Source organism: Roseomonas chloroacetimidivorans, from assembly GCF_049629625.1.
Classification (GTDB): Bacteria; Pseudomonadota; Alphaproteobacteria; order Acetobacterales; family Acetobacteraceae; genus Roseomonas; species Roseomonas chloroacetimidivorans.
The window spans coordinates 55093-81117 of sequence record NZ_JBNBZS010000027.1; the positions used below are offsets into that span (position 1 = coordinate 55093).

General features: G+C 67.9%; 28 protein-coding genes. 20 read left to right on the forward strand and 8 right to left on the reverse strand.

Features of this window, described 5'->3' with window-relative positions; genetic code table 11:
* Window positions 1–29: 29 nt before the first annotated feature.
* Entirely contained in the window at window positions 30–260 is a 231-nt protein-coding gene (locus tag ACO1BU_RS19960; RefSeq protein ID WP_424137718.1) for a hypothetical protein, read from the reverse strand.
* A 53-nt stretch (window positions 261–313) separates the two neighbouring features.
* Between ACO1BU_RS19960 and ACO1BU_RS19965 the strand changes: the two genes are divergently transcribed.
* Genes ACO1BU_RS19965 through arsH form a run of 5 tightly spaced genes read left to right on the forward strand, consistent with a single transcriptional unit; the run spans window position 314 to window position 4605 of the window.
* The gene (locus ACO1BU_RS19965) at window positions 314–1186 is read left to right on the forward strand and encodes a metalloregulator ArsR/SmtB family transcription factor (protein ID WP_424137719.1); all 873 of its coding nucleotides are present in this window, start codon (window positions 314–316) and stop codon (window positions 1184–1186) included.
* 1 nt (window position 1187) lies between these two features.
* Window positions 1188–2231: an ArsJ-associated glyceraldehyde-3-phosphate dehydrogenase gene (locus tag ACO1BU_RS19970; protein ID WP_424137720.1), complete on the forward strand. Its 1044-nt coding sequence runs from the start codon at window positions 1188–1190 to the stop codon at window positions 2229–2231.
* On the forward strand, window positions 2231–3457 hold the full coding sequence (arsJ, locus tag ACO1BU_RS19975) for an organoarsenical effux MFS transporter ArsJ (protein WP_424137721.1): 1227 nt from the start codon (window positions 2231–2233) through the stop codon (window positions 3455–3457). The genes ACO1BU_RS19970 and arsJ overlap by 1 nt, the downstream gene beginning before the upstream one ends.
* Window positions 3454–3843: a hypothetical protein gene (locus tag ACO1BU_RS19980; RefSeq protein WP_424137722.1), complete on the forward strand. Its 390-nt coding sequence runs from the start codon at window positions 3454–3456 to the stop codon at window positions 3841–3843. Before arsJ ends, ACO1BU_RS19980 begins: the two co-directional genes overlap by 4 nt.
* Window positions 3844–3855: 12 nt before the next feature.
* Window positions 3856–4605, forward strand: a complete 750-nt coding sequence (gene arsH, locus ACO1BU_RS19985; RefSeq protein ID WP_424137723.1) for an arsenical resistance protein ArsH — start codon at window positions 3856–3858, stop codon at window positions 4603–4605.
* An 18-nt stretch (window positions 4606–4623) separates the two neighbouring features.
* On the opposite strand, the gene ACO1BU_RS19990 is transcribed toward arsH, so the two are convergent.
* A complete protein-coding gene (locus tag ACO1BU_RS19990; RefSeq protein WP_424137724.1) occupies window positions 4624–4995 on the reverse strand; it encodes a hypothetical protein in 372 nt (123 codons plus the stop codon).
* A 503-nt stretch (window positions 4996–5498) separates the two neighbouring features.
* Here ACO1BU_RS19990 and ACO1BU_RS19995 point away from each other — a divergent pair.
* The gene (locus ACO1BU_RS19995; RefSeq protein WP_424137747.1) at window positions 5499–5852 is read left to right on the forward strand and encodes a MerR family DNA-binding protein; all 354 of its coding nucleotides are present in this window, start codon (window positions 5499–5501) and stop codon (window positions 5850–5852) included.
* A 66-nt stretch (window positions 5853–5918) separates the two neighbouring features.
* On the forward strand, window positions 5919–6896 hold the full coding sequence (locus ACO1BU_RS20000; protein WP_424137725.1) for an arsenic resistance protein: 978 nt from the start codon (window positions 5919–5921) through the stop codon (window positions 6894–6896).
* Between the two features lie 90 nt (window positions 6897–6986).
* Here the strand turns inward: ACO1BU_RS20000 and ACO1BU_RS20005 are convergent, their stop codons facing one another.
* Window positions 6987–7220, reverse strand: coding sequence for a GDCCVxC domain-containing (seleno)protein (locus ACO1BU_RS20005; protein ID WP_424137726.1), 234 nt, complete (start codon window positions 7218–7220; stop codon window positions 6987–6989).
* A gap of 382 nt (window positions 7221–7602) precedes the next feature.
* Between ACO1BU_RS20005 and ACO1BU_RS20010 the strand changes: the two genes are divergently transcribed.
* Window positions 7603–8661 carry a RelA/SpoT domain-containing protein gene (locus tag ACO1BU_RS20010; protein WP_424137727.1) on the forward strand — a complete coding sequence of 353 codons (1059 nt, stop codon included), beginning with the start codon at window positions 7603–7605 and terminating at the stop codon, window positions 8659–8661.
* An 87-nt stretch (window positions 8662–8748) separates the two neighbouring features.
* Here the strand turns inward: ACO1BU_RS20010 and ACO1BU_RS20015 are convergent, their stop codons facing one another.
* Window positions 8749–9087 (reverse strand): hypothetical protein, encoded by a 339-nt coding sequence (locus ACO1BU_RS20015; RefSeq protein WP_424137728.1) that lies wholly within the window; start codon window positions 9085–9087, stop codon window positions 8749–8751.
* Window positions 9088–9172: 85 nt separating this feature from the next.
* Here ACO1BU_RS20015 and ACO1BU_RS20020 point away from each other — a divergent pair, with 85 nt between their 5' ends.
* The 6 genes from ACO1BU_RS20020 to ACO1BU_RS20045 all read left to right on the forward strand — a co-directional run bounded on the left by ACO1BU_RS20020 (window position 9173) and on the right by ACO1BU_RS20045 (window position 12994).
* Entirely contained in the window at window positions 9173–9793 is a 621-nt protein-coding gene (locus ACO1BU_RS20020) for a P-type ATPase actuator domain-containing protein (RefSeq protein WP_424137729.1), read from the forward strand.
* A gap of 38 nt (window positions 9794–9831) precedes the next feature.
* The gene (locus ACO1BU_RS20025; RefSeq protein WP_424137730.1) at window positions 9832–10020 is read left to right on the forward strand and encodes a hypothetical protein; all 189 of its coding nucleotides are present in this window, start codon (window positions 9832–9834) and stop codon (window positions 10018–10020) included.
* 780 nt (window positions 10021–10800) lie between these two features.
* Window positions 10801–11631 (forward strand): replication protein RepA, encoded by an 831-nt coding sequence (locus ACO1BU_RS20030; RefSeq protein WP_424137731.1) that lies wholly within the window; start codon window positions 10801–10803, stop codon window positions 11629–11631.
* A gap of 207 nt (window positions 11632–11838) precedes the next feature.
* The gene (locus tag ACO1BU_RS20035) at window positions 11839–12087 is read left to right on the forward strand and encodes a Mu transposase domain-containing protein (protein WP_424137732.1); all 249 of its coding nucleotides are present in this window, start codon (window positions 11839–11841) and stop codon (window positions 12085–12087) included.
* Between the two features lie 275 nt (window positions 12088–12362).
* Window positions 12363–12578: a hypothetical protein gene (locus ACO1BU_RS20040; protein ID WP_424137733.1), complete on the forward strand. Its 216-nt coding sequence runs from the start codon at window positions 12363–12365 to the stop codon at window positions 12576–12578.
* Window positions 12575–12994 carry an ATP-binding protein gene (locus tag ACO1BU_RS20045; protein WP_424137734.1) on the forward strand — a complete coding sequence of 140 codons (420 nt, stop codon included), beginning with the start codon at window positions 12575–12577 and terminating at the stop codon, window positions 12992–12994. The genes ACO1BU_RS20040 and ACO1BU_RS20045 overlap by 4 nt, the downstream gene beginning before the upstream one ends.
* 21 nt (window positions 12995–13015) lie before the next feature.
* Here ACO1BU_RS20045 and ACO1BU_RS20050 read toward each other — a convergent pair whose 3' ends face one another.
* The gene (locus ACO1BU_RS20050) at window positions 13016–15115 is read right to left on the reverse strand and encodes a recombinase family protein (protein WP_424137735.1); all 2100 of its coding nucleotides are present in this window, start codon (window positions 15113–15115) and stop codon (window positions 13016–13018) included.
* Window positions 15116–16220: 1105 nt separating this feature from the next.
* Between ACO1BU_RS20050 and ACO1BU_RS20055 the strand changes: the two genes are divergently transcribed.
* The 3 genes from ACO1BU_RS20055 (at window position 16221) to ACO1BU_RS20065 (ending at window position 19294) form a co-directional block, all read left to right on the forward strand.
* On the forward strand, window positions 16221–16934 hold the full coding sequence (locus ACO1BU_RS20055) for an AAA family ATPase (RefSeq protein ID WP_424137736.1): 714 nt from the start codon (window positions 16221–16223) through the stop codon (window positions 16932–16934).
* Window positions 16931–17614: a DUF3102 domain-containing protein gene (locus ACO1BU_RS20060; protein ID WP_424137737.1), complete on the forward strand. Its 684-nt coding sequence runs from the start codon at window positions 16931–16933 to the stop codon at window positions 17612–17614. The genes ACO1BU_RS20055 and ACO1BU_RS20060 overlap by 4 nt, the downstream gene beginning before the upstream one ends.
* A 493-nt stretch (window positions 17615–18107) precedes the next feature.
* A protein-coding gene (locus ACO1BU_RS20065; protein WP_424137738.1) for an IS3 family transposase occupies window positions 18108–19294 on the forward strand; the annotation gives its coding sequence in 2 pieces (ribosomal slippage) (window positions 18108–18386 and window positions 18389–19294; 1185 coding nt in all).
* 475 nt (window positions 19295–19769) lie between these two features.
* Here ACO1BU_RS20065 and ACO1BU_RS20070 read toward each other — a convergent pair.
* Entirely contained in the window at window positions 19770–20024 is a 255-nt protein-coding gene (locus ACO1BU_RS20070; protein WP_424137739.1) for an SOS response-associated peptidase family protein, read from the reverse strand.
* 153 nt (window positions 20025–20177) lie between these two features.
* Window positions 20178–20960, reverse strand: a complete 783-nt coding sequence (locus ACO1BU_RS20075) for an IS5 family transposase (protein ID WP_424137740.1) — start codon at window positions 20958–20960, stop codon at window positions 20178–20180.
* Window positions 20961–21115: 155 nt separating this feature from the next.
* Between ACO1BU_RS20075 and ACO1BU_RS20080 the strand changes: the two genes are divergently transcribed.
* From ACO1BU_RS20080 to ACO1BU_RS20090, 3 genes are read left to right on the forward strand one after another with little or no spacing between them, the layout of a single operon-like run.
* Window positions 21116–21340, forward strand: a complete 225-nt coding sequence (locus ACO1BU_RS20080) for a hypothetical protein (protein WP_424137741.1) — start codon at window positions 21116–21118, stop codon at window positions 21338–21340.
* A gap of 2 nt (window positions 21341–21342) precedes the next feature.
* On the forward strand, window positions 21343–22128 hold the full coding sequence (locus ACO1BU_RS20085) for a PHP domain-containing protein (RefSeq protein WP_424137742.1): 786 nt from the start codon (window positions 21343–21345) through the stop codon (window positions 22126–22128).
* A gap of 48 nt (window positions 22129–22176) precedes the next feature.
* Window positions 22177–23748, forward strand: coding sequence for an error-prone DNA polymerase family protein (locus ACO1BU_RS20090; RefSeq protein ID WP_424137748.1), 1572 nt, complete (start codon window positions 22177–22179; stop codon window positions 23746–23748).
* On the opposite strand, the gene ACO1BU_RS20095 is transcribed toward ACO1BU_RS20090, so the two are convergent.
* Entirely contained in the window at window positions 23743–25278 is a 1536-nt protein-coding gene (locus ACO1BU_RS20095) for an ISNCY family transposase (protein ID WP_424137743.1), read from the reverse strand. The genes ACO1BU_RS20090 and ACO1BU_RS20095 overlap by 6 nt on opposite strands.
* Window positions 25279–26025 lie beyond the last annotated feature (747 nt).

Below are 26025 nucleotides of genomic sequence, written 5' to 3' on the forward strand. Positions count from 1 at the left end.
CCCTGAGCTCCCGCTCCGCCAGGCTGACTTCACGAGCCGCCACGCAGGTCGCCGCCAGACCTTCCGCTGCGCGACCACCGCAGCCGGACCATCCGGAACGCCTGGAAGCAGGCGAGTCCAGCTGAGGCGAGCAGGAAGGCCACGGGAACCCGCTCGGCTTCCGCACCTGCCGACCCGCCGACACCGTGGAGCTCGAGGAACTCACCCGAACCGCCATCGCGCTCGGCAACACCGCCGCCTAGGCCGCCTAGGGAGCTCATGCTGACACGGAACCGTCACTGGTGCCGCCCGACAATTCCATCTAGCTGGAAGCATGGATGAGATTTCCGCCGCCCAGGCTTTCGCCGCACTGTCCCAGGAGACCCGACTCGCGGTCCTGCGGCTTCTGCTGTCTGCGGGACCGACCGGGCTGCCCGCAGGCGAGATCGCAGAGCGCGCGGGCATCCCGGCATCCACGGCTTCCTTCCACCTGAGCGCCCTCGAGCGCTCGGGGCTGACCCAGTCCACGCGCCAGAGCCGCCAGATCATCCACGCAGTCCGTGTCGCGGCCCTCCGCGAACTCATCACCTTCCTGACCGAGACCTGCTGCTCCGGGCACCCGGAACTGTGCGGCGACCTCGCGCGCCCGATGCCAGAAATCCCAAAGGAGAGCGGCCGCATGACCCCCGCCTTCACCCCCGCCTTCAACGTGCTGTTCCTGTGCACGCGGAACTCCGCGCGCTCCCTGATGGCCGAGGCCATTCTGGACAAGCTGCGAGACGGCCGGTTCAGGGCCTACTCGGCCGGATCGGACCCGGCGCCACAGCCGATGCCCGAGGTCATCGAGAAGCTCCAGGCCCTGGGACACGACGTGTCCGGCCTGCGATGCAAGTCCTGGAACGACTTCGCGCATGGCGAGGCGCCACGCATGGATTTCGTCATCGCCCTCTGCGACACCCTGCGCGGCCAGCATTGCCCGGACTTCGGCGCACATGCCATCACTGCTTCCTGGCCGCTGCCGGGTCCTGCCCAGTTCGCGGGCGGGACCACCGAGCGGACGCTGCTCCTGAACGAGCTCTACGCCGGGCTACACCGCCGCATCGGCATCTTCACCAACCTGCCCATCGCGTCGCTGAACCGCATGTCTCTCCGGCACCGGCTGGACGACCTCGGGGAAGCTCCCGTCTCCCTCGAAGGGAATCGCTGAGATGCGGATCGGCATCAACGGCATGGGCCGCATCGGCAGGCTGGCGCTCCGCGCGGGCCTGGGCGGTGTCTTCCGGGAAGACGACGACCCGCGCGCGGGCAACCGCCTCGACGTCGTCCACGTGAACGAGCTCAAGGGGGGTGCCGCGGCGACCGCGCATCTCCTCGAGTTCGACAGCGTCCACGGCCGCTGGCGCGAGCGGATCGGGGCGGAGGACGACCGCGCCATCACCATTGGCAACCGGCGCGTCGGCTTCAGCGCGGAGGCCGCCCCGGCCAAGGTGCCTTGGGGCGACCTTGGCTGCGACATCGTCCTGGAGTGCACCGGCAAGTTCCTCAAGCATGAGCAGTTCCAGGGCTACTTCGACCGCGGTGTGAAGCGGGTCATCGTCGCGGCGCCTGTGAAGGACGGGTCGGCCCTGAACGTGGTGGTCGGGGTCAACCACGACAGCTACGACCCGGGCCAGCACCGCCTCCTGACGGCCGCGTCCTGCACCACCAACTGCCTCGCTCCGGTGGTGAAGGTCGTCCACGAAGCCCTCGGCATACGGCACGGCCAGATCACGACCATCCACGACCCGACCAACACCAATGTCGTCGTGGACGCCCCGCACAAGGACCTCCGGCGGGCGCGCTCGGCCATGCTCTCCCTCCAGCCAACCACGACCGGCAGCGCGACGGCCATCTCGCTCATCTACCCCGAGCTGCAGGGCCGCCTGAACGGCCATGCCGTCCGGGCGCCGGTCCTGAACGCCTCGCTGACGGACGCCGTTTTCGAGCTCCAGCGCCCGACGACCGAGGCCGAGGTGAACGAGCTGTTCCGCTCGGCCGCCGCCGGACCGCTCGCAGGCATCCTCGGCTTCGAGACCCGGCCCCTCGTGTCGGCCGACTATGCCAACGACACCCGCAGCGCCATCGTCGACGGTCCCAGCACCATGGTGACCGACGAGACGCTTCTGAAGGTCTACGCCTGGTACGACAACGAGATGGGCTACGCCTGCCGAATGGTGGACCTAGCCAACATCGTCATCGAGCGCGGCGCGTGATGTCTGCCGCCCGCAACTACCTGGTCGTGACCGGCGCCTACTGGGGCTTCACGCTCACGGACGGTGCGCTGCGGATGCTGGTGCTGCTGCACTTCTATCGGCTCGGCTACACGCCGTTCATGCTCGCCTTCCTGTTCCTCCTCTACGAAGCGGCGGGCATCTTCGCGAACTTCGGCGGAGGCTGGCTCGCCACGCGCTTCGGCATCCCGCGCATGCTCTCGGTCGGGCTATCGCTCCAGATTGTCGGCCTGCTGATGCTGTCGGCCCTTGACCCGGGCTGGGGCGCCGCGGCATCGGTCGCGTGGGTGGTGGCGGCCCAGGGCATCTCCGGCGTGGCCAAGGACCTCACCAAGACAGCCTCGAAGTCGGCCATCAAGGCGACCTCGAAGCAAGGCGCCGGGCAGCTCTTCCGCTGGGTGGCGTGGTTCACCGGCTCGAAGAACGCCATGAAGGGCTTCGGCTTCTTCCTCGGCGGCCTCCTGCTCCAGACCGTCGGCTTCCGACCGGCGCTCTGGCTGCTGGCAGCGCTACTGGCGGTCATCCTCGCGGGCGTCGCATTCAGCCTTCCACGGGAGTTGGGCAAGGCCAAGGCGTCTAAGAGCTTCAAGGAGCTCTTCGCGAAGAGCCGGGGCGTCAATCTGCTGGCGGGCGCCCGCATTTTCATGTTCGGCTCCCGCGACGTCTGGTTCGTCGTCGGCCTGCCCGTTTTCCTCTACGGCCAGGGCTGGCATTTCATCGGGGTCTCGACCTTCCTCGCAGCCTGGACCATCGGCTACGGCGGCGTGCAGGCACTGGCTCCGTCCGTCATCCGCCGCAGCCCGGACGGGCTGTCTCGCGAGGTGCCGGAGGCGCGGCTCTGGGCCGCGGCGCTGGCGGCCATCCCCATCGCCCTCGGCATCCTGCTGGCCGTGCCTGGCATCGGTCGCCCGGACCTCGTCGTCGTCGTAGGGCTGGCGGTGTTCGGCTTCGCCTTCGCGGTGAACTCGTCCCTGCACTCCTACCTGATCCTCGCTTACGCGGGCTCGGAGAAAGCGGCCGAGGACGTCGGCTTCTACTACGCGGCCAACGCCGCCGGGCGCCTCTTCGGCATCCTGCTTTCCGGCATCCTGGCCCAGCACGGTGGCCTGGAGGCATGCCTCTGGGGTTCCGCGGCGATGCTGGTCGCCTGCATGGCGCTGACCTTCCCGCTGCCTCCCGAGGCTGAGGCGCACCGGGCAGTCGCATGACCACGCCGCGGACGGAGCGCGTGCGAGCGCAGCAGGAAGGCCGCGACCCTGGCCCGCCCGGGGGCGGCCTGGGCGACATCGTCCTGGTCCCGCCGGTCCGTGAGGTCCGCCACCGCAGCGCTTTGCGCAGCGTCCGGCCCTTCCGGCACTTCGAGCCGGACGGCGTCGTCTGGTGGGACGGGAACCGCAGCCCGACGGACCCGGACGGGCGCATTGCGGTCCGGGGTGGCCGGTCCGTCCGCGAGCCGCGCCTCTGGCTGGTCGGCAACGGCGACTGGACCGGGGTCGCCTCGGCCACGCTGGCCGGGGTGACGCGGGCCGCCCGAAGTGCCGTCCGGGAGATTGGAGACGCCTTGGCGGACACGCCGCCCGTGAACGCCGCCTGATTGGAGACTTGAATGCCTGACGTGAACCTTCCGGACCTGTCGCTGCCCAACGTCTCGGAAGCCCAGCTCGACATCCCGACCGTTGTGAAGCTCGGCACCCCCGGCGCGAGCACGCACCCACCGCGAATCCTGCTGCTCTACGGCTCACTCCGGGAGCGGTCCTACAGCCGATTCCTGACGCTTGAGGCCGAACGTATCCTCCGCCGGTTCGGTGCCGAGACGCGGGTCTTCGACCCCCGCGACCTGCCGATTGTGGACAGTGTGCCCGCGGAACACCCCAAGGTCGCCGAGCTCCGGGAGCTCTCCCTGTGGTCGGAGGGCCAAGTCTGGTGCAGCCCGGAGCGGCACGGTGCCGTCACCGGCATCCTGAAGAACCAGATCGACTGGCTGCCTTTGGAGAGCCGGGGCGTCCGGCCGACCCAGGGACGCACGCTGGCTGTGATGCAGGTCTCCGGCGGCTCACAGAGCTTCAACGCCGTGAACACGCTGCGCCTGCTCGGCCGCTGGATGCGGATGATCACCATCCCTAACCAGAGCAGCGTACCCAAGGCCTACGAGGAGTTCGACGGGGCGGGCCGCATGAAGCCGGGCCCCCTCTACGACCGCGTGGTAGACGTCATGGAGGAGTTGATGAAGTTCACGCTTCTGACGCGGGACATCTCGGGCCACCTGACCGACCGCTACAGCGAGCGGAAGGAACGGGCTGCAAAGGAGAGTGCGGCGGACTTGGCCGTCTTGTCGGGCGCCACTGGCGGTCGGTAGCCGGTTAGCGCCACCCCGTCATCGGGAGGCGCCCTCCGGTTGACACCCGCAGCCACAGCTGGCCCTCGTGTCGCTGACCAGGGGCACAAATTGTGCGAATAGCTGGTCGGCAGCCTCTCGCGCCTCCTTGGGTGCCGTGATCGTCAGGCGCACACCGTCAGCGTCCTGCCGCAGGTCGAAGCCCAGGAAGCCGCAGCACGCCCGTTCGTGCTGGATGAGTTCGCGAACCCGCTGGACGGCCTCGGCCTCGTAGGTCAGGTGCAGCTCCAGCCCATCGCGGCGATGATCGCGGAAGGACCGCGTCGTCAGTTCTCGGATCCAGGCCACCCGCGCCTCGTAGGCGCACGATGCGAGCGTGCAGGTGGTGGGTCCCATCTCGGTACTGGTCATGGCGTCCCCTTCAGCTGGTGCTGGTCGGCATGGAGCCGCAGCCGCATGCCCCGGGGGTGCAGGTCGGTCTAGCAGAGGCGGCGCAGGCGGAGGCCGCCGCCCGGCGACGAAAGACGACCAAGCCGACAGCGACTGCGAGCAGCAGGACGACCAAGCCGACAGCCCAACCGGCCGCTGCCGTGCCCAGGCCAGCGAGGCCGACAACGGCCAACGCGGAGCCGAGGACGGGAACGGCGCAGCAAGCCGCGCAGGCGGCGACCGTGGCACCGGCGTGGCGCCCAGGCCCGGGATCTTCGTGGAGAGACGCATGGGGTTTCCTCGTGGCTGTTGCGGGGGCGGCCCGCCCCTCGTTGCCGCAAGGTAGTTCTTCAAGTAACTTGAGGTTCAAGGGGTTTTCGAGGGGAAGCCATGTCGCGCACCGCACCCGCCCTGACCATCGGCGCGCTCGCCGAGCGCACGGGATGTAACCCGCCGACTATCAGTATTACGAGGAGATCGGCCTGCTGCCCCGGCCCGGACGCAGGGCGAGCGGACATCGCACCTACGGCGACGAGGACCTGCGGCGGCTGACCTTCATCCGGCGCTGCCGGGACTTCGGCTTCCCGGTCGAGCGGGTCCGCGCCCTGGTGGCGCTGACCGAGGCGTCGGACCGTGATTGCGCGGAAGCGCGCGACGTCGCGCAGGAGCACCTCGACGCCGTGAGGGAGAAGCTGGCCGAGCTTCAGGCGCTGGAGCGCGCCCTGGCGAGCTTTGTGGACAGCTGCAACAGCGCCTGCGCAGGAGGCCCGGCGGCGCAGTGCACCATCCTGGAGGACCTCGCCACGCCCGCCCCGCAGCGAACCTCCTGCTGCGGGTAGGGGTGCCGACCGACACGCGCGCGGTGTGACGTGGGGTCGGCCGCTTGCTCGAAGGGAACCGACCAGTTGGCATTCGTCACCCGCACCAGCCTGGAGGAGAACCAGGTCGCCATCTACTTCGCCGCCGTCGTGATCGGGTTCCTCGTCGCCCTCGCGGCGCCGGGTGACGCCTGGGCCACTGCCATTAACCCGGCGCTCGCGGCATTGCTCTACGTGACCTTCCTCCAAGTACCGCTGGCCGACCTTCGCCGCAGCCTGGCAAACGGCCGCTTCCTGCTGGCCCTCCTGGTGGTGAACTTCGCCTTGGTGCCCTGCGTGGCCTTTGCCCTAGTGTCCCTCCTGCCGGGCGAGCAGTGGGCGGTGCGCCTGGGCGCCCTGATGGTGCTGCTGGCGCCCTGCATCGACTACGTGGTGGTCTTCACCCAGCTCGGGCGAGGCGACGCGCGGCTGGTGCTGGCGGCGACACCGGTCCTGCTCGTCGCGCAGATGCTGCTCCTGCCCGTCTATCTCGGCCTGCTCGTCGGCGGCGAGGCCATGGCGCTGATGCGGCCCGGCCCCTTCCTGGAGGCGTTCGCCTGGCTCATCGCGGTGCCGCTCGCGCTGGCCTGGGCAACGCAAGCGTGGGCCGCGCGGTCCGGCACCGGGAAGGTCGTGGCCGACGCCATGGGCTGGCTCCCGGTGCCGCTCATGGCATTGGTGCTGTTCGTCGTCATCGCAGCGGTCGCCCCGGACGTCGGGGCCGGGGCCGTCGCGCTCGCCGTGCCGGTTTACGTGGCGTTCGCGCTGGTCATGCCCTATGGCAGCCGCGCCGTGGCCCGGCTGCTCCGTCTGGAGGCCGAGGCTGCCCGCGCCGTCGTCTTCAGCGGCAGCACGCGCAACTCGCTCGTCGTGCTTCCGCTCGCCTTCGCCGTTCCCGATTCGGGGGCGCTCGTTCCCGCCGTGGTGGTGACGCAGACCCTGGTCGAACTCGTGGCCATGCTCGCCTACATCAGGTGGGTTCCGCGGCTCGTGCCGACCGTGGCCGGTGCGGCCGCCGCGGAGTGAACCTGATCCGTCGGCCTTTTCGCCCTAGGATGCCCGTTCAGCCTTGGCGCGGCTGCCAGAGCGGCTGAACTTGACGGCGAAGAGGAAGGATCAACCAGCCAGTGGCGACGGGCTTGCTGAGTGGCAGCAGCCCCTGCCGTCCACTTGAACGGGCGGGCATGGCACCGTGCCGAAGGAGCAGAACACGCAGCAGTCGCCGGGCTTGGGCCGAAGCACCGTTCCGCAGCCGCTGCAATCGTAGAAGAACTGGCAGGCGTCGGTCGGCATCGTTTCGGTCTTCGTCGTGCCGCAGTGTGGGCAGGTGAGTGTCGATTCGAGTATCATTGGGTCCTCAGGGGCAGAGAAAACCAGATGCGAGCAGGGCGCAGCCGAGCGCCAAGCCGACTGTGGTCAGGTGCAGGGTTGCCGGATCCAGCGAGCAGGCGGTGCCCGGTGCGCAGGTGGCAGAGGCAGCCCGCCGCTGCCGCCAGAGCATAGGAGCGCCCCAATAAAGCCAACAGCTGCGGCGGCGAGCAGGGCGGTGAGGACGAGTGCGCTGTCCATGCTTCGTTATTGTGACGATGTACCTGCTTAGGCGGTCCGATCTGCGCTTTCATCCGAGCTTCGGGCACCCAACACGGACTTCTTGCTGGATAACCGGAGCGGCTTCCAGCCCCTCCCTCCATGGTGTAGCGGTTCAAGAAGCGAAGCGGCGCACGGGATCTCGATGAACAAGGCGGCGGGCGTGACTTACCCCGGGGGATCCAAAACCAGGGTATCGAAGGCAGGTGCCGCGGTTCGGAACGGAGCCGAGACGCCCGAGGATCTGGAGGTCATCAACACCTGGCGCGCTGCCCACAAGCCGGTGCTCAACACCTTCCAGGCCATCCTCCGGAACCGCACCCGCGGTTCCAAGACGGTAGTCGCCCAGCGTCACAAGCGGAAGAAGACCATCTTCGGCAAGCTCCGGCGGTTTCCGAACATGGAACTGTCTCGTATGGACGACGTCGCCGGATGCCGATTGATCTTTCCCGATGTCAAGTCGCTCTACGAATTTCGCGACAGGCTGCACAAGGCAAACTTCAAGCACCGGCGCCGGAACGACGTCGACAAGTACGACTACATCAAGCACCCGAAGGACACTGGTTACAGGGGCATCCACGACGTCTACGAATATGACGTCAACTCGGAGAACGGTAAGGCCAGCAAGGGCCTCCTAATCGAGCTTCAGTACCGCACAGCGTTCCAGCACGCCTGGTCGACGGCAGTCGAAGTGATCGGCTTCATCACCTCTAGCCAGCCCAAGTTCCGCGAGGGTGACAAGCGCTATGCAACCGCGATGGTCTACGCCAGCGAAATCATCGCGCGCGCTCATGAGGGGTTAACGTCCTTCTTGTCGGAGATGCAGGACGATGAGGTATTGCAGGCCTTCGCCACTCTGGACCAGGAGCTGGGGCTGCTGTCGCTACTGCGTAGCCTCAATGCCGCGGACAGCTTGGTCAACGCCGACCGCAACGTCATCCTGATTTTCTCAGAAGATGACCTGGAGACGCGCAGCTTTACCAGCGCAACGGAAGCGATCCAGGCCCTGTTCGAACTCGAGCGGGAGAACCCAGGCAAGGACATTGTCCTGGTTCGAGCCGACACGAGCGATGACGTGCGGAACGCCTTCCGGAACTACTTCTCGGATGCGCGAGAGTTCATCGACCTTATCGAGAGCGGCTGCCAGATTCTCGTTGGTCGGCGTGTCAGCACTGACGCTTACCTCGCGGAACCTCTGCCCTAGAGAGCATCGCTCGATTGGTCGTCTGCGAGCCAGGTCGGCCGCAGGCCGTCATCGTCTGCTCCCGAGTCCTGAGTGGCGATTGGTTCGTCAGGGTGTGACTTGCGCGGTTGCGCTCGGCTTCAGGGCAACCGGCAGCAGCGCCAGGACCATCAGGATGTTGAGCACGGAAGCACCGCAGAGAACGGCCAGCGTGGCCGACGTGCCGAAGCGGTCCAGCAGCCAGGCGCCGAGGAAGGGCGAGGCCGCCTGCGCGATCAGGGTCGGCATGGCGATCCGCCCCATCAGCACGGCGTAGCCCTCCTTGCCGAACAGGGCCAAGGGCACCGTGCGGCGGGCGATTGAGCGGATCCCGCTGCCCATCCCGTACATGACAATGCCCGCCGCCACGACGCCCGGCGCGCCGACCAGCATGCCCGAGCGCACCACGCTCCGGCAGCTGGTCGGCCGCGCCTCCGCCGTAGGCCCTCGCTAGGTCCGTGCTCCGCGCCGCCCAGAGGACGGAGGTGCGCGGGTGCCCGAGGCCACGATGACCGCACGGGCGAGGATGGGCGCCCACATCCCCGGCCTCGGCCTCCATCACCTGGTGCCGCCCAGAACCTCCGTCTGGATCCAGTTCCTGCTGGGAACGCCTGTCGTGTTTTGGGGGGTGGCCATTCTTCGTCCGCGGCTGGCAGTCAGGGGTGAACCGCAGCCTCAACATGTTCACCCTCATCGCCCTCGGGACCGGCGCCGCCTACCTCTACAGCCTGGTTGCGACCTTCGCGCCTGGGGCATTCCCAGAGGGGTTCCGAGGCATGGACGGCACGGTGGCCGTTACTTCGAAGCGGCGGCCGTCATCACTGTCCTCGTCCTGCTCGGGCAGGTGCTGGAGCTGCGCGCGCGCGAGCAGACCGGCGGCGCCATCCGCGCCCTGGTCAACATGGCCCCCAAGACCGCTCGGCGTATAAAGGCCAGCGGCCAGGATGAGGAAATCCCACTGGCGGATGTGCAGGTCGGCGACCGCCTGCGCGTCCGCCCGGGCGAAAGCGTGCCGGTCGACGGCGAGGTACTCGAGGGTGGCGGCTCGGTGGACGAGTCCATGGTCACCCAGCCCCCCAGCGCAGCACAAGCCCGGGACGCAAAGCTCCCCTGACCAGCAAGGGAGCCTCAGCACATGCCAACTTCCAACAATTGCTCAGGCGTTACGGTCGCACCTATGCAGCGCTCGCGGATGAAGCGGCCCCAAAAGAAGCCCTGAAACCGGTGTCGCCGGAAGTTACCGAGCGAGCCATCAAAGCGCTTCCGGCCGCCACCAGCAGCCGGACGCCTGAGCAAGAGGCGGCCATTACCGCGTTCCTGCGTCAGATCGGCGCCGCCTGACCTTCCGAGGCATCACAGGATGAACCCACCCCAAGGATGCTTCAATCTGAAGGCGCTCACTCGGATGCCCCTGCTCCGCTCTTCAGGCTAACTGGCGAGACCCGCCGCCTTGTCCGCGGCAACTCATAACCAGAATGGTCGATGCTCAGCGCCGCCCTTCGAACCATGCGGATCTGCGGCGTTGATCCGGCCTCCATCCCCCCTCCCATGCCTAGTGGAACTCGGGGAGTTCGTTTCGACCGACGACTGGCTTCATCTCGAACTTGAAGCGACGAAAATTCCCCTCAGCCCGTGAACGCCAGCATGCTTTTTCATAAGCGCCTCGGTTTACCGAGGCTCAAGGAACGAGCTTTCGCACCATGAGTTACACGCCTAGCCCCCATGGCAAGCCCTCAGCATGCGGATTGTGGGTGTGCCCGAGTCGCATGGCCCAGGACGGGGACTTTTCCAGGCAAGCCCTGGCAGCCGCCCACAGGCCGCCTGGGGACTTTTCCAGGGACGTCCGGGGACTTTTCCAGGCATACCGGCCCTTACCGGACCGGTAAATCAATACTTTACCCGCTTCGTCCCGGGGACTTTTCCAGGCCTCTCTAATAGAGATTCTTCAAATATCTCTGGCTACTAACACGACCTGGAAAAGTCCCCGGGGACTTTTCCTGTGCTGGTGGTGCAAGAAGCATGGCTATGGGAACGGTGCATCGCCTGATCGAAGCAGGGGGTAAGCAAGCTGCGCTTCGAGCGGAGGTCGAACGGACCGTCGTAGAAGCAGCTGCCCAGTATATGGCCGACGAGGATGCCGGGATCGGATTCCTCTACTCCGGGTGGTGCCAAGCCGCCCTTCCCCATCGGCGCCTCCCGGACGGCCAGAGCTGGGCCATCCACTCCGACCGGATCTCTCTGCTCGTGGAACCAGGCTCCAAGCCCGGGCCGGACGGGAAGTCCTTCGTTCCGACGGGAGTGGCGTATGGAAGCCGCGCCCGACTTATTTTCCTCTACCTCCAGAGCACGGCGATCCGGACCAAAAGCCGGGAGATCGAGCTGGGGAGAAGCCTGAGGGAGTGGCTGGTCCGCATGGGAATCCCCCAGGGCGGCAAGAGCCAGAGGGACGTCCGAGATCAAGCGGAACGGATCTCGCGCTGTAGGTTTACCTTCCACATCCAGCAGTCGGGAGGGCGTGTCGGGCTGGTCAACCAGAGCGTGGTGGACAGTGCTATGTTTGTGCCGAGCAGCGATGCCAATGAGCAGCAGGGCAGCCTGTTCGTCGAGACCGCCCGCCTGTCGGAAGTCTTCTTCGATCTCCTCCAGAGGCACCCTGTCCCCGTTCAGGAAGCCGCCATTCGGGCGATCAACAACAACAGCGTGGCGCTCGATATCTACGCTTGGCTAGCCTATCGCCTCCACGTTCTGGGCAAGCCCACGCCCATTTCCTGGACGGCTCTCAAGAGCCAGTTCGGCGGTGGCGTGGCCCGCATGGACAACTTCCGGGTCACGTTCCTCGACAACCTCAAACTGACACTGGCCGTCTACCCCGATGCCCGGGTGGACGTGGAGGAGCGCGGCCTAGTTCTTCACCCCTCCAAGCCGCCAGTGCCGGAGCGGACACTCCGCTAAGGGGCGCACCTGGAAAAGTCCCCACGCAGATCCGGTAAGGTTCCAGGCTCCTGCCTGGAAAAGTCCCCTCCCCTCTCGCCAGCCCTTCGCCTGGAAAAGTCCCCGGATCAGCCTCGGGTCTTCCTCTTCACGATTGCCATCATGTCCCGCTCCATCTTCGCTCGGTCTGCAGCAAAACGGCCCGGCGATGTTCCCCGGTCGAGAGCAATGACGTTGGTATCCCGGTCCTGGCCGTCCTTGGACAGCCGGGTGGAGGCGCGGGTGCATCCGCTGCATGTCGAGCTCTGGCAGGGCGGGCGGCAGATTGCCCGCCACGAGCGCTGCGACGGCCGCCGCCAGCAGGCGCTGGATCCTAAGCACTACCTCGACGTGCTGGGTCACAAGCCAGGGGGCGCTCGCCGGGTCCAGGCCGCTGGAGCAGTGGCGCCAAGCCGGACGCTGGCCTGCCTGCCATGACGTGCTTTGGGAGCGCCTCCGGGCCCGGCATGGCAAGCAGAAGGGTGTCCGCGCCATGGTGGCGGTGCTGATGCTGGGTCGGGAGTTCGGCGAGGAGCAGCTACGGTCGGCGGTCGCCACGGCGGTGTCGCTCGGGGCCTGCGACGCCGCGGCGTTGCACAAGGCCCGGCACACGCCGGTGATACCGGCGAACCGGCCCGCTATGACCGGCCGATGCCCAGCGTCGCCGACCACGACACGCTGCTCCTCTCCGCCCCCTGCGCCGGGAGGCTGTGATGAACGACCTGCAGGACCAAGCAGTCCGGCAGCACTGCAAGGCGCTGCGCCTGCCGACGATTGGCGGTCAGTTCACCCGCCTGGCAGAGACCGCTGTGCGGAAGCGGCAGTCTCATCTCGGCTATCTCGAAGCCCTGCTGGCAGCTGAGATGGAGGAGCGCGAGAGCCGGACAATCACGCGTCTGCTGTACGACACGCCCGGCTGCCGCGGATGAAGATGCTCGAGGCGTTCGAATTCGACTGCTCCGGCGTACCGGCCCCCCAGCTGCGCGGGCTGGCCGAGGGCGAATACATCACCAAGGCAGAGCCGGTGCTGCTGACCGGCGAAGCGGGCGCGGGGAAAACCTATCTGGCGACGCGACTGTGCGTGGGTGCCTTCCGTCAGCGGCGGCGGGTGCGGTTCACCACCGCGAGCGTGCTGATCAACGAGTTGGCCGAGGCGGTGCATGCCAACCAGCTGAGCCGCGCACTCAACCGCTGGGAGCGGCTCGACCTGATCTGCATCGACGAGCTGGGCTACGTGCCGCTCGCCGAGACGGTCTGCGAGTTGATGTTCCAGGTCATCGCCGACCGGGCGGAGAAGGCGGCCGTGATCGTGACCACCAACCTGCCGTTCTCCGAATGGTCGTAGGTCATCCCGGAACCGAGCGCTTCATGATGCCTTCCTTGTTGACGGGCTGGTCCGTCGCACTTGGGCGGCCAGCGGGGTGATCTGATCGTCGGGCAGGTTGATCTGCCAGGGCTGCCCTTTGGTGAGTTGCCGTCCGCTCAGCCGTCCCTTGCGCAGCCATTTGAACACGGTCTGCGGTGTCACACCGAGGGCGGCGGCCGCGCCCTGCACGGAGTAGCTGCCATCCGGCCAGCGTGGCGGGTTCGCGTCCACGCCATTGATCTTGACCGTCGGGATGCCCCAGCGCTTGCGGCAGAGGTGGACATTCTCGCCGGCAAACGAGGTGCCGTGGGCCGTGCCGATCCCGTCCGCATTCAGCCTCGCCGCAATCTCGCGGTCCATCATGCCGGCGGCGTTCAGCTCCCGGATCCGCTGTTCCAGCTCGGCCGTGTCGGCGTAGTGCGCATAGCCCTGCACCTTCCGTCGCAGCCGGTGCTCGCTGACGGCACCGGTCTGCCAGGTGATCCGCATCCAGACCATCCCGCGCTCGCACTTCTGGTCGAGTGTGACCTCCCGCACGACCAGGCGCAGCATGCGCTTGCGCTCCTCGGCCGTGGCCACCTGCCACACGCTGCGCAGGTTCCGCGCCATGCCGAGGACCTCGGCACATTCAGTGTCGGACAGCGCGCCCCTTTGCTCGGTACGCCACGCCGCATAGGCCTGCTCGACGGCCTCAGACTGACGCAGCCTCTCCTCCCAGACGCGTTCGAGGGAGCGCGCCACCAGGCGGTTCTCCGGCTCCACGGCGTCGTACTGGCGCCGCGCTCGTTCGGCCTCGTAGCGGGCGCGCTCGCGCTTGAGACCCCACTGGTGTTCCAGTGCCCGGGTTTGCGCCTCGAGCTGGCTGACGGCGGCCACCGCCATCTCGATCTGGTCCGGCGCCAGGGCGTCCAGCAGCACCCGCTCGAACTCGCTGTCCGCGCCCAGCGCCCGGACCTCCTGGCACCGGGGCTGGCCGGTGAGCCCCTGGTCGGCGCTGCAATGGTACACGGGGTAGTCGCCATGGGGTCCTGAGTAGCGCACCCCCATGCGCCGGCCACACCGGCCGCAGACCGCAATCCCTTGCAGCAGGGCGCAGCCCCGGCGCGCCACGCCGGGCCGCCCGGCCGCATGATGGGCGACGTTGCCAGCCAGCCGCGCCTGGTTGGCCATGAACTCCTCCCAGCTGATGTAGCCCGGGTGGGCGTGGCGCAGGCACACCGGCCACTGCTCGACCGCAACCTTGACCGTAGCACTTCGCGCGGCCCCAGCACGACGCCGGGTCGGGTCCTGCCGGCGCTGACCATAGGCGTAGGTGCCGGCATAGGCGGGGTTGTGCAGGATATGCAGCACCCGGCTGCTGTCGGCCGGAACCCAGGATACCTCCTGCGGCGCCGGGCCGCGGATCGGGCGCACCGGCAACGACAGGCCATGCCGCTGCAATTCCCGCATGACCGCCTTGGCGCTTTGCAGTTCGCGGAACTTCTCGAACACGAACCGCAGCCGCGCCTGCACCTCCTCGTCCGGGTTAAGCCCGATCCCGCCACAGCGCTCCTGGACCAGGCCGGCCGGCAACGCCAGCCGCAGCTCGCCCCGCGCGGCCTTCTGCCGTTCGCCCTGGTGCAGGCGCAGGCGGATCTGGTGCAGCTCCGCCTCGCTCATGATGCCGGACAGCCCCAGCAGGAGCCTGTCGTGGTAGGCGCCCGGATCATACAGCCGCTCGCCATCCGCGATGAACACGCCAAAGATCGAGCACAGCTCCAGCAGCCGGTGCCAGTCATGGTTGTTGCGGGCCAGGCGGGAGGCGTCGAGGCTCAGCACCAGCCCCGCCTTGCCCAGGCCGATTTCGGCGATCAGGCGCTGGAAACCCTGCCGCTCCACGCTGGACGTCCCCGACTTGCCGAGGTCATCGTCGATCACCACGATGCGCTCGCGCGGCCAGCCAAGGGCCACGGCCCGGTCGACCAGGCGGTATTGGAGTTCCGTGCTCTCCTGGTGCTGCCGCACCTGAACAGCCGTGGACTGGCGAATGTAGATGTAGGCCAGCTTGGCCCGATGCGCCGTGCTGACGCGCTCGGCCATGTCATCGGGGGCGGTCAGCATGCTGCGCCTCCTGGCCGAGGCGTTGCAGCAGCCGGGCGATCGCCTGCGCCAGCTGCCGCTGCGATGGGGCTGGCAGGACCGGCCATGGGCGCGGCGGTCGCATCTGGCGCAGCGGCGCCGGGGATGGAGGTGCGGGATCGCGGGGGCGGGGCGGCATGGACGATCTCCGGGCTGGAGGCAGTCACCAAGCCGCGGATGTGGCGTGCCAGGGGCAGCAGCGTGCGAGCCGATACCCGAGGCACCGGCGGCTCCGTTGATGCCGGGCGTTCAAGGTCCGTCGCAGCACGCCGGATCAGGCGCCGGCGGCCATCGGGCAAGGCAACGGCCAGGAACCGCGGGCCACGGTCACAGGTGAGGGACAGAACCGCCAGGCGTTGACCAGACAACGGATGGCGAGGGTCCGTGACCGTCACCGCAGAGATCAGCCGGTCCGCCACTGGGGCAGTTGGAGGTGTTTGGTAACCCACGGCTGTGCAAGGCCTTGATCGATTGCCTCACCGACCGGGAGCACATCGCCCAGGGGCACGGAGTCCTACCGGTTCCGCCGCACCACAGCGCAGCGCAGCCCCGCCAGACCATGGGGAGGATACCAGAACAGCGACGCTGACCGTCCTGGTTGGCCCACGGCCCGGCCAGGATGGTCAAAAGCGGCAGGTGGGCCAACATTCATGGACACAGCCATGCGAGTAAACCGGCGGACGGGGAAAGGCGCGCGCCCCTCCCGGGTGAACTTGTAGAGGATGGTTAGCCTCGCCCCGCGCCCTTTCGCCCGACCACTTGGCAGGATCACGTCACCTCCCAGCATCTCGTCCTGGAGAACATCGCTGCAATACGGCATCTGATGCTGCTCACCAGCCTTGGAGGATATCCACCGAGACGCCTGTCTGCGCCGCCACTCCGCGAAAGTGGAGTTTGATTCACGCTCAGATCACTATGGGCCCCCGAATTCCAACATATCAGAGTGTAGTTCACTGAATCTGCGTAACTTTCGTCCGCTCAAATGTAAGTCGTGCCTTGCTTTTTCGCGCGCGAGCATCTTCTGGGCTGCGCACTCAAGAAAGTTCCGGCTAAATCTAGCCTGCTATGGGATTGATGAGGGGACTACATGGCGAAGAGCTTGCAGCGCGTAGAGAGGAGACGCGCCACCCCACCAGCGCCGGTGCAGGACAGACGAGCGGCGAAATGGCTCATCATTTCCACAGCCAAAGGGGGCTCAGGGAAGACGACGACCGCCCGGAACCTCGCAGTGGCTGCGGCCCACGAGGGGCTTCGGGTGCTGCTGGTCGATACTGACGCGCAGCAGGCGCTAGCGCGCTGGGCGGAGCGGCGTCCGGAGCAGGCACCACCTGTAGCTTGCGAGGTCATCGCCCTCGCCGAGATCGAGGGACATCTGAACAGACTCGACGCCTCGGAGGTCGACGTCGTCATCGTGGACACTCCGCCCGGCGTCGAGAGCAGCCCGAGCCAGATGCAGGCCCTTCTGCAGAAAGCGGACCTCGTTCTGGTGCCGGTGCAGCCCTCCGACGACGACATTGAGAGCGCCACACCTTGGATGGAGCTGCTCGCGCGGCTCGAGGTTCCAGCGCACTTCCTTCTGAACCGTGTTCGGCGCGGCAGCAAAAGCCTCGACGAGGCCAAGCTCGGCCTGCTTGAGAGTGGAGGCCGCCTGGCCCCGATCGAAGTCCGTGACCTCGAGGACATCCGGCGCAGCGCGCGGGCCGGGATCGGTGTCATGGAGTTGCGTGGAGGGAACGGTGCCGACGATTTCCGGGGCGTCTGGGCCTTCGCGCGCTCTGAGCTGAGGATGAGCGCCCGATGAGCCGTCAGCCAACCCCCTTCGTCCTAGGCCGTGGAGAGGTCGCCCGCCGACCGTCCGCGCCAGCCATCCAGAAGACACCCGCCCCTGCCTTCGCCGGCTCGCCTCCCCGCTCGCAGGTGGACATCGTCCGGACCGCTCAGCGCGAGCTGCGGAACACGGACGAGTACGTACGCGAGATCTCCCGCCTCTGGCGCGAGGCGCAGCAGAGCTTCCTCGCCATCGGCCGCTACCTTGTCCAGGCCAAGCGGAAGCTACCCCACGGCGAGTTCCAGAAGTTGGTGGAGGCGTCGCTGCCCTTCGGGCGCCAGACCGCCTATGAACTGCGGATGATCGCAGAAGCCGTAGACGCAGGCCGCATTCCCGAGCCGAAGCTGCCGCAGGCTGCGAGCGTCGCCTACCAGCTCGCTACCCTGAAGCCGGACGACTTGGCCGCGGCTGCCCATGACGGTCTCGTCCGGCCAGACCTGCGGCGCCCCGAGATCATCGCCTGGAAGCGGGAACGGCTGCGCCGGTCGTCGGGGGCTAACCAGGAGGCCCTCGCCCGGAGGCGCGCACGGCTCGCCGAGATCATCCGGCGCCACGAGGAGGAGCTAGAGAAGGCGCGTCGTGAACTTGCCGAACTCGACGAGGCCGTGGAGGGCAGGGTCAGCATCAACGGCGAGGCGGAGGAGCAGGACTAGGTAGGGGTGTCGTTCAAGTCAACTCGCTGACGATGACGATCAAGGCGAGGCGGTCGTAGTGTGTGACGAGTCTCCGTTCATTCCTGAGGCGGCAGAAAAGGCGTTTAGTGGCCCGAACTCGGACAACAAATGCCGCCGCTCTGGCCCGTGGAGTTAGCTGGGATGATGCAGCGGGCCTCGACCTCGCCGTTGATGACGACCCAGACTACCAGCCACTCGGCCAGCTGCCGTTTCTGTTCCGAGGTGGCTTGGCCGAGCCCCGGCTTATGTGACGGCTGAGCTCTTCCACCCCCCAACAAGGCGGGCGATGCCCACCTGCCCTTTGGTCTGGGCTGCCACATGTTACTATGGGCGGCGAGGGTCTGCTGCCTTTGCTCGTAGTTGCGGCGTTGGCGGGGATACTCCTCAAGGCCCACCACGCCTGCCAGATAGTGGACTTCCCCCTGAAGGTTGGAGGGTTCGTTAAGGAACCCGAGCACCCCAGGAGGGCGATATGGCGGACAGGCGAACCCGGCGGCGGTTCACGAACGAGTTCAAGGCCCAGGCGGTCAAGCGTGTGCTGGAAAGCGGACGCGGGCTGTCGGAGGTGGCGACCGAGCTTGGGCTCAGCACCGGCCAGTTGAGCACGTGGCGGACGGAGCACCTGGCGGCTGGCTCGGCCGAGGCACTGGCGGCCCGTAAGGCCGAGGAGGCGGAGACACAGCGGCTGCGGCGCGAGGTGAAGCGGCTCGAGGAGGAGAACCAAATCCTGCGCAAGGCCGCGGCTTTTTTCGCCAAGGGGATCGCGTGACGAAGTTCGCCTTCGTGTCAGCCGAGCGGGGCAGTCACCCCGTCGCAGCGCTGTGCCGCGTCATTGGCGTGAGCGTGTCCGGCTACTACGCCTGGCTGCGCGCGATCCCCTCCCAGCAGACCCGGGCCGAGGCGGAGGCCGAGTTGCGCAGGCACATCGGCCGGATCTTCGCGGCAAGGCGCCAGGTGTACGGCTCGCCGCGGATCCAGGCCGAGCTACGCCGCGAAGGCCGGCACCATGGGCGCCGGCGCATCGAGCGGCTGATGGGCGAGATGGGCCTTGCCGCCCACCAGGGCCGCCGTCGGGTGCCGCGCACCACGGACAGCCGCCACGACCTCCCGGTCGCCCCGAACCTCCTGGCACGGAACTTCGCCGCCGAGCGGCCAGACCAAGTCTGGCTGGCAGATATCTCCTACCTGCCTACTGGCGAGGGCTGGCTCTACCTGGCGGCGATCAAGGACATGGCCACACGCCAGATCGTGGGCTGGGCCATGGCGGATCACCTCAGGGCGGAGCTTTGCATCAGCGCCCTGGTCATGGCCGTGCAGCGCTGCCAACCAGCAAAGGGTCTGATCCTGCACAGCGATCGCAGGGTTCAATATGCTTCGGCTGACTACCGCCGCGTGCTGGAGCGGCACGGCATCGAGCAGTCCATGAGCCGGCGGGGCAACTGCCTGGACAACGCACCCATGGAAAGCTTCTTCGCCTCGCTCAAGAAGGAGAACGTCCACCAGACCCGCTTCAACACACGCGAGGAGGCCAAGGCAGCGGTGTTCGATTACATCGAAGTTTTCTACAATCGGCAGCGGCTTCATTCAGGCATCGGCTACCGCACGCCGGCCGAGGCACGCATAAACATGAACGAGAGCATCATGCCGCTCGCAGCATGACGCTCTGATCTCACCTCTCCACCAATCGGGGGGAAGTTCATAGACCTGGGTGAGGCCAGTCTGACTGCACCCGAGGGCTTTGCGGCGCGCACGCAGTTCCTGCGGCAGCCAGTGGCCTCCGGGAGCCCGTTCGAGCGTGTGCCAGATTGCCTTCGGATGGACCAGGAGTTGGTGGAGATCGTCCCAGACGAGGGCCTCCACCTGCTCGGCCGGGACAAAGCGGGATTGGCATCGGGTGTCCCGGTAGAGGACCAGCGGCGAGAGCTTGCGGCGGCAGGCGAGGTCACAGACGCTGCAGCTGACCAGCTGTGCGACAGATTAGAATGGGAGGTATTGTTGCAACGCGCAAATTGCCGGTTCTTAGCGTGACCTCCGTCCGTAGAGACGTTCCCCCCGTAATGTGAGATCGGCGGAATCGTGGAGGGCGTTCGGACGCGAGGACGGGGGCGGAGTTCGCAGCGACCGCCGTGAAGGGCTAGACTACCGCATTCGGCTCCGCCATCAGGAAGGCGTCGAGGAGTGTCGTGACCTCCCCCTCCTGCTGAAGGCCGTCAGCGGCACAAGGCAGCGGTGCTGTCTTGCGGTCCTTCAGCGCGAAGGCCGGCGAGGGCAGGCCCCAGCGCGCCGTCGCCAGCTCCCGCACCCCGTCCGCCGCCGTCCTGACGATCGGGCCGGGGTAGTCCGGGTAGACCGCTGGCGAAAGCGGCAGGTTGCCGGTGCTGTCCCGCATGGCCCTCGACAGCTTCAGGATGGCCTGCTGGTTCGAGCACATGGAGTAGAGGCTGCATATCCCGCGACCCTAGACTGGCCGATGCACCACATCCACCATCCTCGGCCGAGCCGGCGGTACATGGACAACCTTACGGGCGGCCGACCGAATCGCCTAGGGTCTGTGACCGGACTCCGCGATGCGTAGGTTGATCATCGTGGCGGCGAGGTGGGCGAAGCCCATCCAGCTGCGGCGGGTCTTGTCGCGCCGGAGAGCAATGCGAGCCCAATCTTTGAGGCTGGAGAAGAGGTTCTCGACCTGGTGACGCCGGGCATACAGCTCGGGATCCCAGGCCGGCGGATCGACCATGCCCCGCTTGGGCGGGGTGTGGACCATGCAGCCCTCAGCGGTGAAGGTGGCGCGCAGGGCGGCCGAGACGTAACCCCGGTCGAGTGCGGCGTTGCAGGCCGGAATGCCCGAGGCGAGTGCGCTGGCGTAGCGCAGGTCCGCGTGGTGTCCAGGGCTGGCGATCAGCCGCAGGACCCGGCCTGCACCATCGGCGCAGGCGTGCAGCTTGGAGCAGAGCCCGCCACGACTGCGGCCAAGCGCCTCGGCCGAAGGCGTGCTGTCCACGGCTCCACTCGCGGCGCGGTGGGCCTTGCAGGTGGTGCTGTCCAGGAGCAGCAGCCCGTCCTCAGGCAGGCTCGGGCGGAGCGCCTCGAAAACCAACTCCCACCAGCCGCGCAGGCACCAGCGCCGCCAGCGGTGATAGACGCTGGACCAGAGGCCCAGCGCTTCGGGTAGGTCACGCCACGGCGCCCCGGTCCGGCCGATCCAGAGCGCGGCTTCCACAAAGCGGCGCAGCGCTCCTTCGTCATGCTTCCACGCGAGTGGGATCCGCTGCACCACCAGCATCAGCGCCACCCATTGGGCGTCGTCCAGGCTCGTCCTGGTCATGACCGTGCCACCCTAAAAGCCCTGAGAACGTCCAAGCTGGCGCGTCCGCAGACCAGATCAGCGCCGAAAGGGCCTGTCAGGCAGTCCAGTCACAGACCCTAGAACGAATCGGGAATGCTGTCCTATAGCGGTCCTGCAGCCAGGAGCTCCTGCCCATGCCTGGCCCAGCCCGCCCGGCCGACGACCTCATCCCCGTCACCGAGGAGGAGATCGCCGCCGCGCTGTCCCACGCGTTACGCTTCGACGCCCGCGGCAAGGCGCGCCGCGGGGGCGGCGACCTCGCGGCCGGTCTCGCCGCGGAGCACCTGGCCGAGCACCTCCGGCAGGCTGGCTTCGTCGTCCTCCGCGGCCGCGGCGCCCGCCCCCACAACACGGGCTGAGCATGCCCGCCTTCGCGGAACTGGGTGCCCGGTCCAACTTCTCCTTCCTCGACGGTGCCTCCCACCCGGCGGAACTGGTCGCGACCGCCGCCGAGCTGGGCTTGGCCGGCCTCTCCATGTGCGACACCAACAGCCTCGCCGGCGTCGTCCGCGGCTACGTCGCGGCCAAGCGCCTCGGCCTGCCCTTCGCGGTCGGCGCCCGCCTCGAGCTGCTGGACGGCGCGCGTTACCTCGCCTGGCCGACCGACCGCGCCTCCTACGGCCGGCTCACCAGCCTCCTCTCCCGCGGCCGCATCGCCGCCGAGAAGGGCACTTGCGAGCTTCGCCGCGCCGATCTCCTGGCCCATGTGAAGGGGCTGGCGGTGGCCGTCCTGCCGCCCGAGACGCCGGATCGTGCCTTCGTCAAGCGGCTGGCGGCCGATGCTCGCGAGATGGTGGACATTGCTCTCCCGCTGAACCTCGCCGCCTGGTGCCCGCACCTGGGGCGCGACCGCGCCCAGCTGGACCGCCTCGCCACCCTCGCTGCCTCGGCCGGCGCCCGGCTGCTGGCCACCAATAACGTCCGCTACCACCGCCCGCATCGGCGGCGACTTGCCGACGTCCTCTCCGCCATTCGCCTCGGCGTCACCATCGACAGGCTCGGGTTTGCAGCCGAGCCGAACGCAGAGCGCTGCCTCAAGTCCCAGACTGAGATGGCCAGGCTCTTCGGGGACTTCCCCGACGCCCTCGCCGCCACCCTGGACGTGCTCGCGGCCACCGAGGGCTTCTCCCTCGACCAACTTCGCTAGGAGTACCCCGACGAGATCCTGGAGGCGGGCCGCACGCCCCAGCAGACGCTGGAGGCCGGGGTCTGGGCGGCGGTCGCGGAGCGCTGGCCCGAGGGCGTGTCCCCGGACATCCGGACGCGCCTCGCCCACGAGCTTCGCCTGGTCGAGCAGCTCGGCTACGCCCCCTACTTCCTGACCGTCCATGAGATCGTCCGCTACGCCCGCTCCGAGGGCATCCTCTGCCAGGGGCGCGGGTCCGCGGCCAACTCCGCCGTCTGCTACGTCCTCGGCGTCACGGCCGTGGACCCGAGCAAACACGATCTCCTCTTCGAACGCTTCGTCTCGGCCTCCCGCGGTGAGCCGCCCGATATCGACATCGACTTCGAGCACGAGCGCCGGGAGGAGGTGATCCAGCACATCTACACCCGCTACGGCCGCGACCGTGCCGCCATCTGCGGCACTGTCATCCGCTACCGCGCCCGCTCGGCTATCCGGGAGGTCGGCAAGGTGATGGGTCTGTCCGAGGACATTTCCGGCAAGCTCGCCAAGGGCGTCTGGGGTCCGGGGCGTGAGGGCGGCGTTGGCGAGGTCGCCGATAGCGAGGGACTGGACCGCCGGCTCGCCATGGCCGTCGAGCTCGCCGAGGAGATCCAGGACTTCCCCCGCCACATCGCCACCCATGTCGGCGGCTTCGTCATCACCCGCGGCTTGCTGACCGAGCTCGCGGTGGTCACCAACGCCGCCATGCAGGACCGCACCACGCTGGAGTGGGACAAGGACGACATCGACGCCCTCGGCATCCTGAAGGTCGACGTGCTCGGCCTTGGGATGCTGTCCTGCATCAGGCGCGCGTTCGGGCTACTCCGCCAGTACGAGCGCCTCGAGCTGGACCTCGCCGGCCTGCCGGAGGAGTGCCCGGCCACCTACACCATGCTTCGGCGCGCCGACAGCCTCGGCGTCTTCCAGGTCGAGAGCCGGGCGCAGATGAACATGCTGCCCCGCCTCAAGCCGCGGACCTTCTACGACCTGGTCGTGCAGGTCGCGATCGTGCGGCCGGGTCCCATCCAGGGCGACATGGTCCACCCCTACATCCGGAGGCGGTGGGGACTGGAGGAGCCGGAATACGCCGGTCCCTCTCCGGAGCATGGCGACCCGGACGAGCTGAAGAAGGTCCTCCACAAGACCCTCGGCGTGCCGCTCTTCCAGGAGCAGGCCATGCGGGTGGCGATCGTCGCCGCGCGCTTCACGCCGGAGGAGGCGGACGACCTGCGGCGGGCGATGGCGACCTTCAAATACACCCAGGGCGTCGGCATCTACCGCCACCGCCTGGTCGAGGGCATGGTCCGGCGCGGCTACCCGCGCGACTTCGCCGAGCGCTGCTTCAAGCAGATCGAAGGCTTCGGCTCCTACGGCTTCCCGGAGAGCCACGCGGCCTTCTTCGCCCACCTCGTCTACGCCTCATCCTGGATCTGCTGCCACCACCCTGGCGTCTTCGCCTGCGCCCTGCTGAACTCCCAACTGCCGCGCGTCGATCAGGATGAGAACGGCCCGTCAATCAGGATGAGAAGCGTATTGCCTCACCCGGGAATGTTCCCGACGCGGCTGATGTTGCCTCACCAGGTTGCTCCCGTTGCCTCATAACCCGCTTCCCCTTGCCGCATCAGCTCTAATTTCTTCCTCGGTGGCGGTGGTGCCGAATACCAGCCTGTGCGCCTCCTCCCTGCGCCACGCTTTCACGCGGCGCTGCAAGGTCCGGAGCTGCCCAGCGGGGAAACTGCCAAGCTGTTCCGCCTGCAGCCGCTCCAGCAACTCACGCGACGTCCGCCAGGGCTCGGCCACAAACCATGCCTGCAGCTGCGCTGTCACAGCGGCGAATGGATCGGGGCGACGCCGCAGCCGCTTAGCCTTCTCCTTGGGCCGGGCGGTTGGGCGCACCTCGCCCTCCTGCCACGCCGTCCGCAGCCCGGACAGGAACGCCTCCAGGCTCGGCGCCGTAGGCTTGGCTCTCTCGCCCGCGACCGGACGGTCGGCGATGTCCACCAGGCGCTGCTGCACCGCCCGGATTGTCCGCAGCAGCTCCACCGGGTCGAGCGCCGCATGCAGCGCCGCAACCCGCAGGCGCGCCTCCTCGCTCGTCCTTGGGTCCGCCACCAGCCGCTGATAAGGTGTAGCGGGCGGGTGGTAGCGCTTCCTCACCTTCGCGCCCTCGCGCGCCTTCTCCGCCAGCTTGAACGAGGGCTGAAAGAAGTTCACGAACAGCCGCACAGCGCCGTAGAGCTGGGCCAGCGCTGCCGCGGCCTCAAGACCTTCGTAGCGCCGGTAGCCGACGATCCGCCGCACCACCGCGCCGTTCTTCTGCTCCACCCACGCTTGGTCGTTCTTGCGGTACGGCCGACACCGGGTGAACTCCACCCCCGCTGCAGCGCAGTAGTCCCGCACTGTCTCGTTCATGAACACACTGTCATTGTCTGTGTCGAAGCCCTGCAGTGCAAAGGGCATCCTCTTGCGGAGTTCGCCCAGCACCTCAACCAGCAGACCCTGCTCGCGCACCAGCAGCGGCGCGCACTCCGTCCAGCCCGTGGCGATGTCGGTCAGCACCAGCGTCTGCACGAAGCTGCCCTTGGACGTTGGTCCGCTATGCGCCACCAGGTCCGCCTCGACATACCCGGGCGCCGGATCGCCCCAGTCGGAGAAGGTCCGAACCGGCACGCTCCGCCGCACCGCCGCCGAAGGCGCCATCCGGCGCCGACGCCGCCCACCTGCCCCATCCCTCGCCTGCCGCAGAGCCCTGTCCATCGTCGCCGCGCTCATCGCCAGCAGGCTGCTCCGCACCTCCGGCGCGAGCCGCAGATGTCCGTGCCGCTCCATCGCCTCCACCAGCACCGGCACCAGTGGCCTCAGCCGCTTGCCGCACACTCGGTCCGACGCCTCCCAGAGCACCACCAGCGCCTCGCGCACCGCATCGTCGTAGACCCGCCGCCCGGGCCGTGGCCCACCCTTACCCTCAGGCAGCCCCGACCGCAGCAGCCGGGTCGCATGCCGACGGTGGAACCCAGTCACCGCCGTGAACTCGTCCAGGATCAGCCCCCGCTCCCGACGACCTGCCCGGGCGTAACGCTCCGCCGTCACCGCCACCAACTCGTCACGCGTCGCCATGCTCACCCGCCTCATGTCCGCCCCCGGAGCTCCTCGCCCCAGGGGAACATTTCAGGTGAGGCAACAGCCCAACCTTCGGGAGCATTTCAGGTGAGGCAATGCGCGCCCGCATCCAGATTGTCGCGCCATACCCAACCCATGGGCTTCTACGCGCCGGCGCAGATCGTGCGGGACGTCCAGCGGCACGGGGTCGAGGGGCGGCCGGTGGACGTGAACCTCTCCCATCGGGACAGCACGACGGGACCGCACGCGGCGAGCACGGACGGGCTCGCAATCCGCCTAGGGCTGCGGGTCACGGCCGGGCTCTCCCGGCAGGAGGGGGAAGGGCTGGGCACTGCGTCTTTTCACCCTCGAGCGGACAAGTGCCGGAGAGCAGATCGTGAACGTGCTGGACGGCCTCGCGCGCGGCGGGATGGGCGGCCCCGACTTTGCCGCCATCCCTGATCGCAACCCTCGACGGTGAGTGTGCTGTCCTCGCGGTCACGGCCAGGGATGCCAGACGTGTCGAACGGGTGGGTTCCGGGCTCAGCAGGGCAGGGGGCTAGACCGGGCCGTCGCCGCGTCGCTCACGGGAAAACCCAGCAGATCCGGGCAAAACTCACGCCTCCCACAGGCTTCTGGGCACGATAATCCTCCATTACCGTGCCTGTGGTGGGCAGAGAGGCTAATTGCCATCGAAGGACCTGTCCTGGCACACTAAGCCCGGCCGGAGCGGCGGGCGCGGGGGCGCCTGTTCCACTGGCCGGAGAGGGCAGGGGGCGC

Coding starts and splice junctions, on each gene's coding strand:
- ACO1BU_RS19990 (WP_424137724.1), bottom strand. CDS start 4,995: ATGACCAGTACCGAGATGGGACCCACCACCTGCACGCTCGCATCGTGC.
- ACO1BU_RS20045 (WP_424137734.1), top strand. CDS start 12,575: ATGAAGATGCTCGAGGCGTTCGAATTCGACTGCTCCGGCGTACCGGCC.
- ACO1BU_RS20095 (WP_424137743.1), bottom strand. CDS start 25,278: ATGAGGCGGGTGAGCATGGCGACGCGTGACGAGTTGGTGGCGGTGACG.
- ACO1BU_RS20055 (WP_424137736.1), top strand. CDS start 16,221: ATGGCGAAGAGCTTGCAGCGCGTAGAGAGGAGACGCGCCACCCCACCA.
- ACO1BU_RS20040 (WP_424137733.1), top strand. CDS start 12,363: ATGAACGACCTGCAGGACCAAGCAGTCCGGCAGCACTGCAAGGCGCTG.
- ACO1BU_RS20070 (WP_424137739.1), bottom strand. CDS start 20,024: ATGCGGGACAGCACCGGCAACCTGCCGCTTTCGCCAGCGGTCTACCCG.
- ACO1BU_RS20085 (WP_424137742.1), top strand. CDS start 21,343: ATGCCCGCCTTCGCGGAACTGGGTGCCCGGTCCAACTTCTCCTTCCTC.
- ACO1BU_RS20005 (WP_424137726.1), bottom strand. CDS start 7,220: ATGATACTCGAATCGACACTCACCTGCCCACACTGCGGCACGACGAAG.
- ACO1BU_RS20035 (WP_424137732.1), top strand. CDS start 11,839: ATGACGTTGGTATCCCGGTCCTGGCCGTCCTTGGACAGCCGGGTGGAG.
- arsJ (WP_424137721.1), top strand. CDS start 2,231: ATGTCTGCCGCCCGCAACTACCTGGTCGTGACCGGCGCCTACTGGGGC.
- ACO1BU_RS19970 (WP_424137720.1), top strand. CDS start 1,188: ATGCGGATCGGCATCAACGGCATGGGCCGCATCGGCAGGCTGGCGCTC.
- ACO1BU_RS20030 (WP_424137731.1), top strand. CDS start 10,801: ATGGCCGACGAGGATGCCGGGATCGGATTCCTCTACTCCGGGTGGTGC.
- ACO1BU_RS20010 (WP_424137727.1), top strand. CDS start 7,603: ATGAACAAGGCGGCGGGCGTGACTTACCCCGGGGGATCCAAAACCAGG.
- ACO1BU_RS20080 (WP_424137741.1), top strand. CDS start 21,116: ATGCCTGGCCCAGCCCGCCCGGCCGACGACCTCATCCCCGTCACCGAG.
- ACO1BU_RS20050 (WP_424137735.1), bottom strand. CDS start 15,115: ATGCTGACCGCCCCCGATGACATGGCCGAGCGCGTCAGCACGGCGCAT.
- ACO1BU_RS20060 (WP_424137737.1), top strand. CDS start 16,931: ATGAGCCGTCAGCCAACCCCCTTCGTCCTAGGCCGTGGAGAGGTCGCC.
- ACO1BU_RS19960 (WP_424137718.1), bottom strand. CDS start 260: ATGAGCTCCCTAGGCGGCCTAGGCGGCGGTGTTGCCGAGCGCGATGGC.
- ACO1BU_RS20075 (WP_424137740.1), bottom strand. CDS start 20,960: ATGACCAGGACGAGCCTGGACGACGCCCAATGGGTGGCGCTGATGCTG.
- ACO1BU_RS19980 (WP_424137722.1), top strand. CDS start 3,454: ATGACCACGCCGCGGACGGAGCGCGTGCGAGCGCAGCAGGAAGGCCGC.
- arsH (WP_424137723.1), top strand. CDS start 3,856: ATGCCTGACGTGAACCTTCCGGACCTGTCGCTGCCCAACGTCTCGGAA.
- ACO1BU_RS19965 (WP_424137719.1), top strand. CDS start 314: ATGGATGAGATTTCCGCCGCCCAGGCTTTCGCCGCACTGTCCCAGGAG.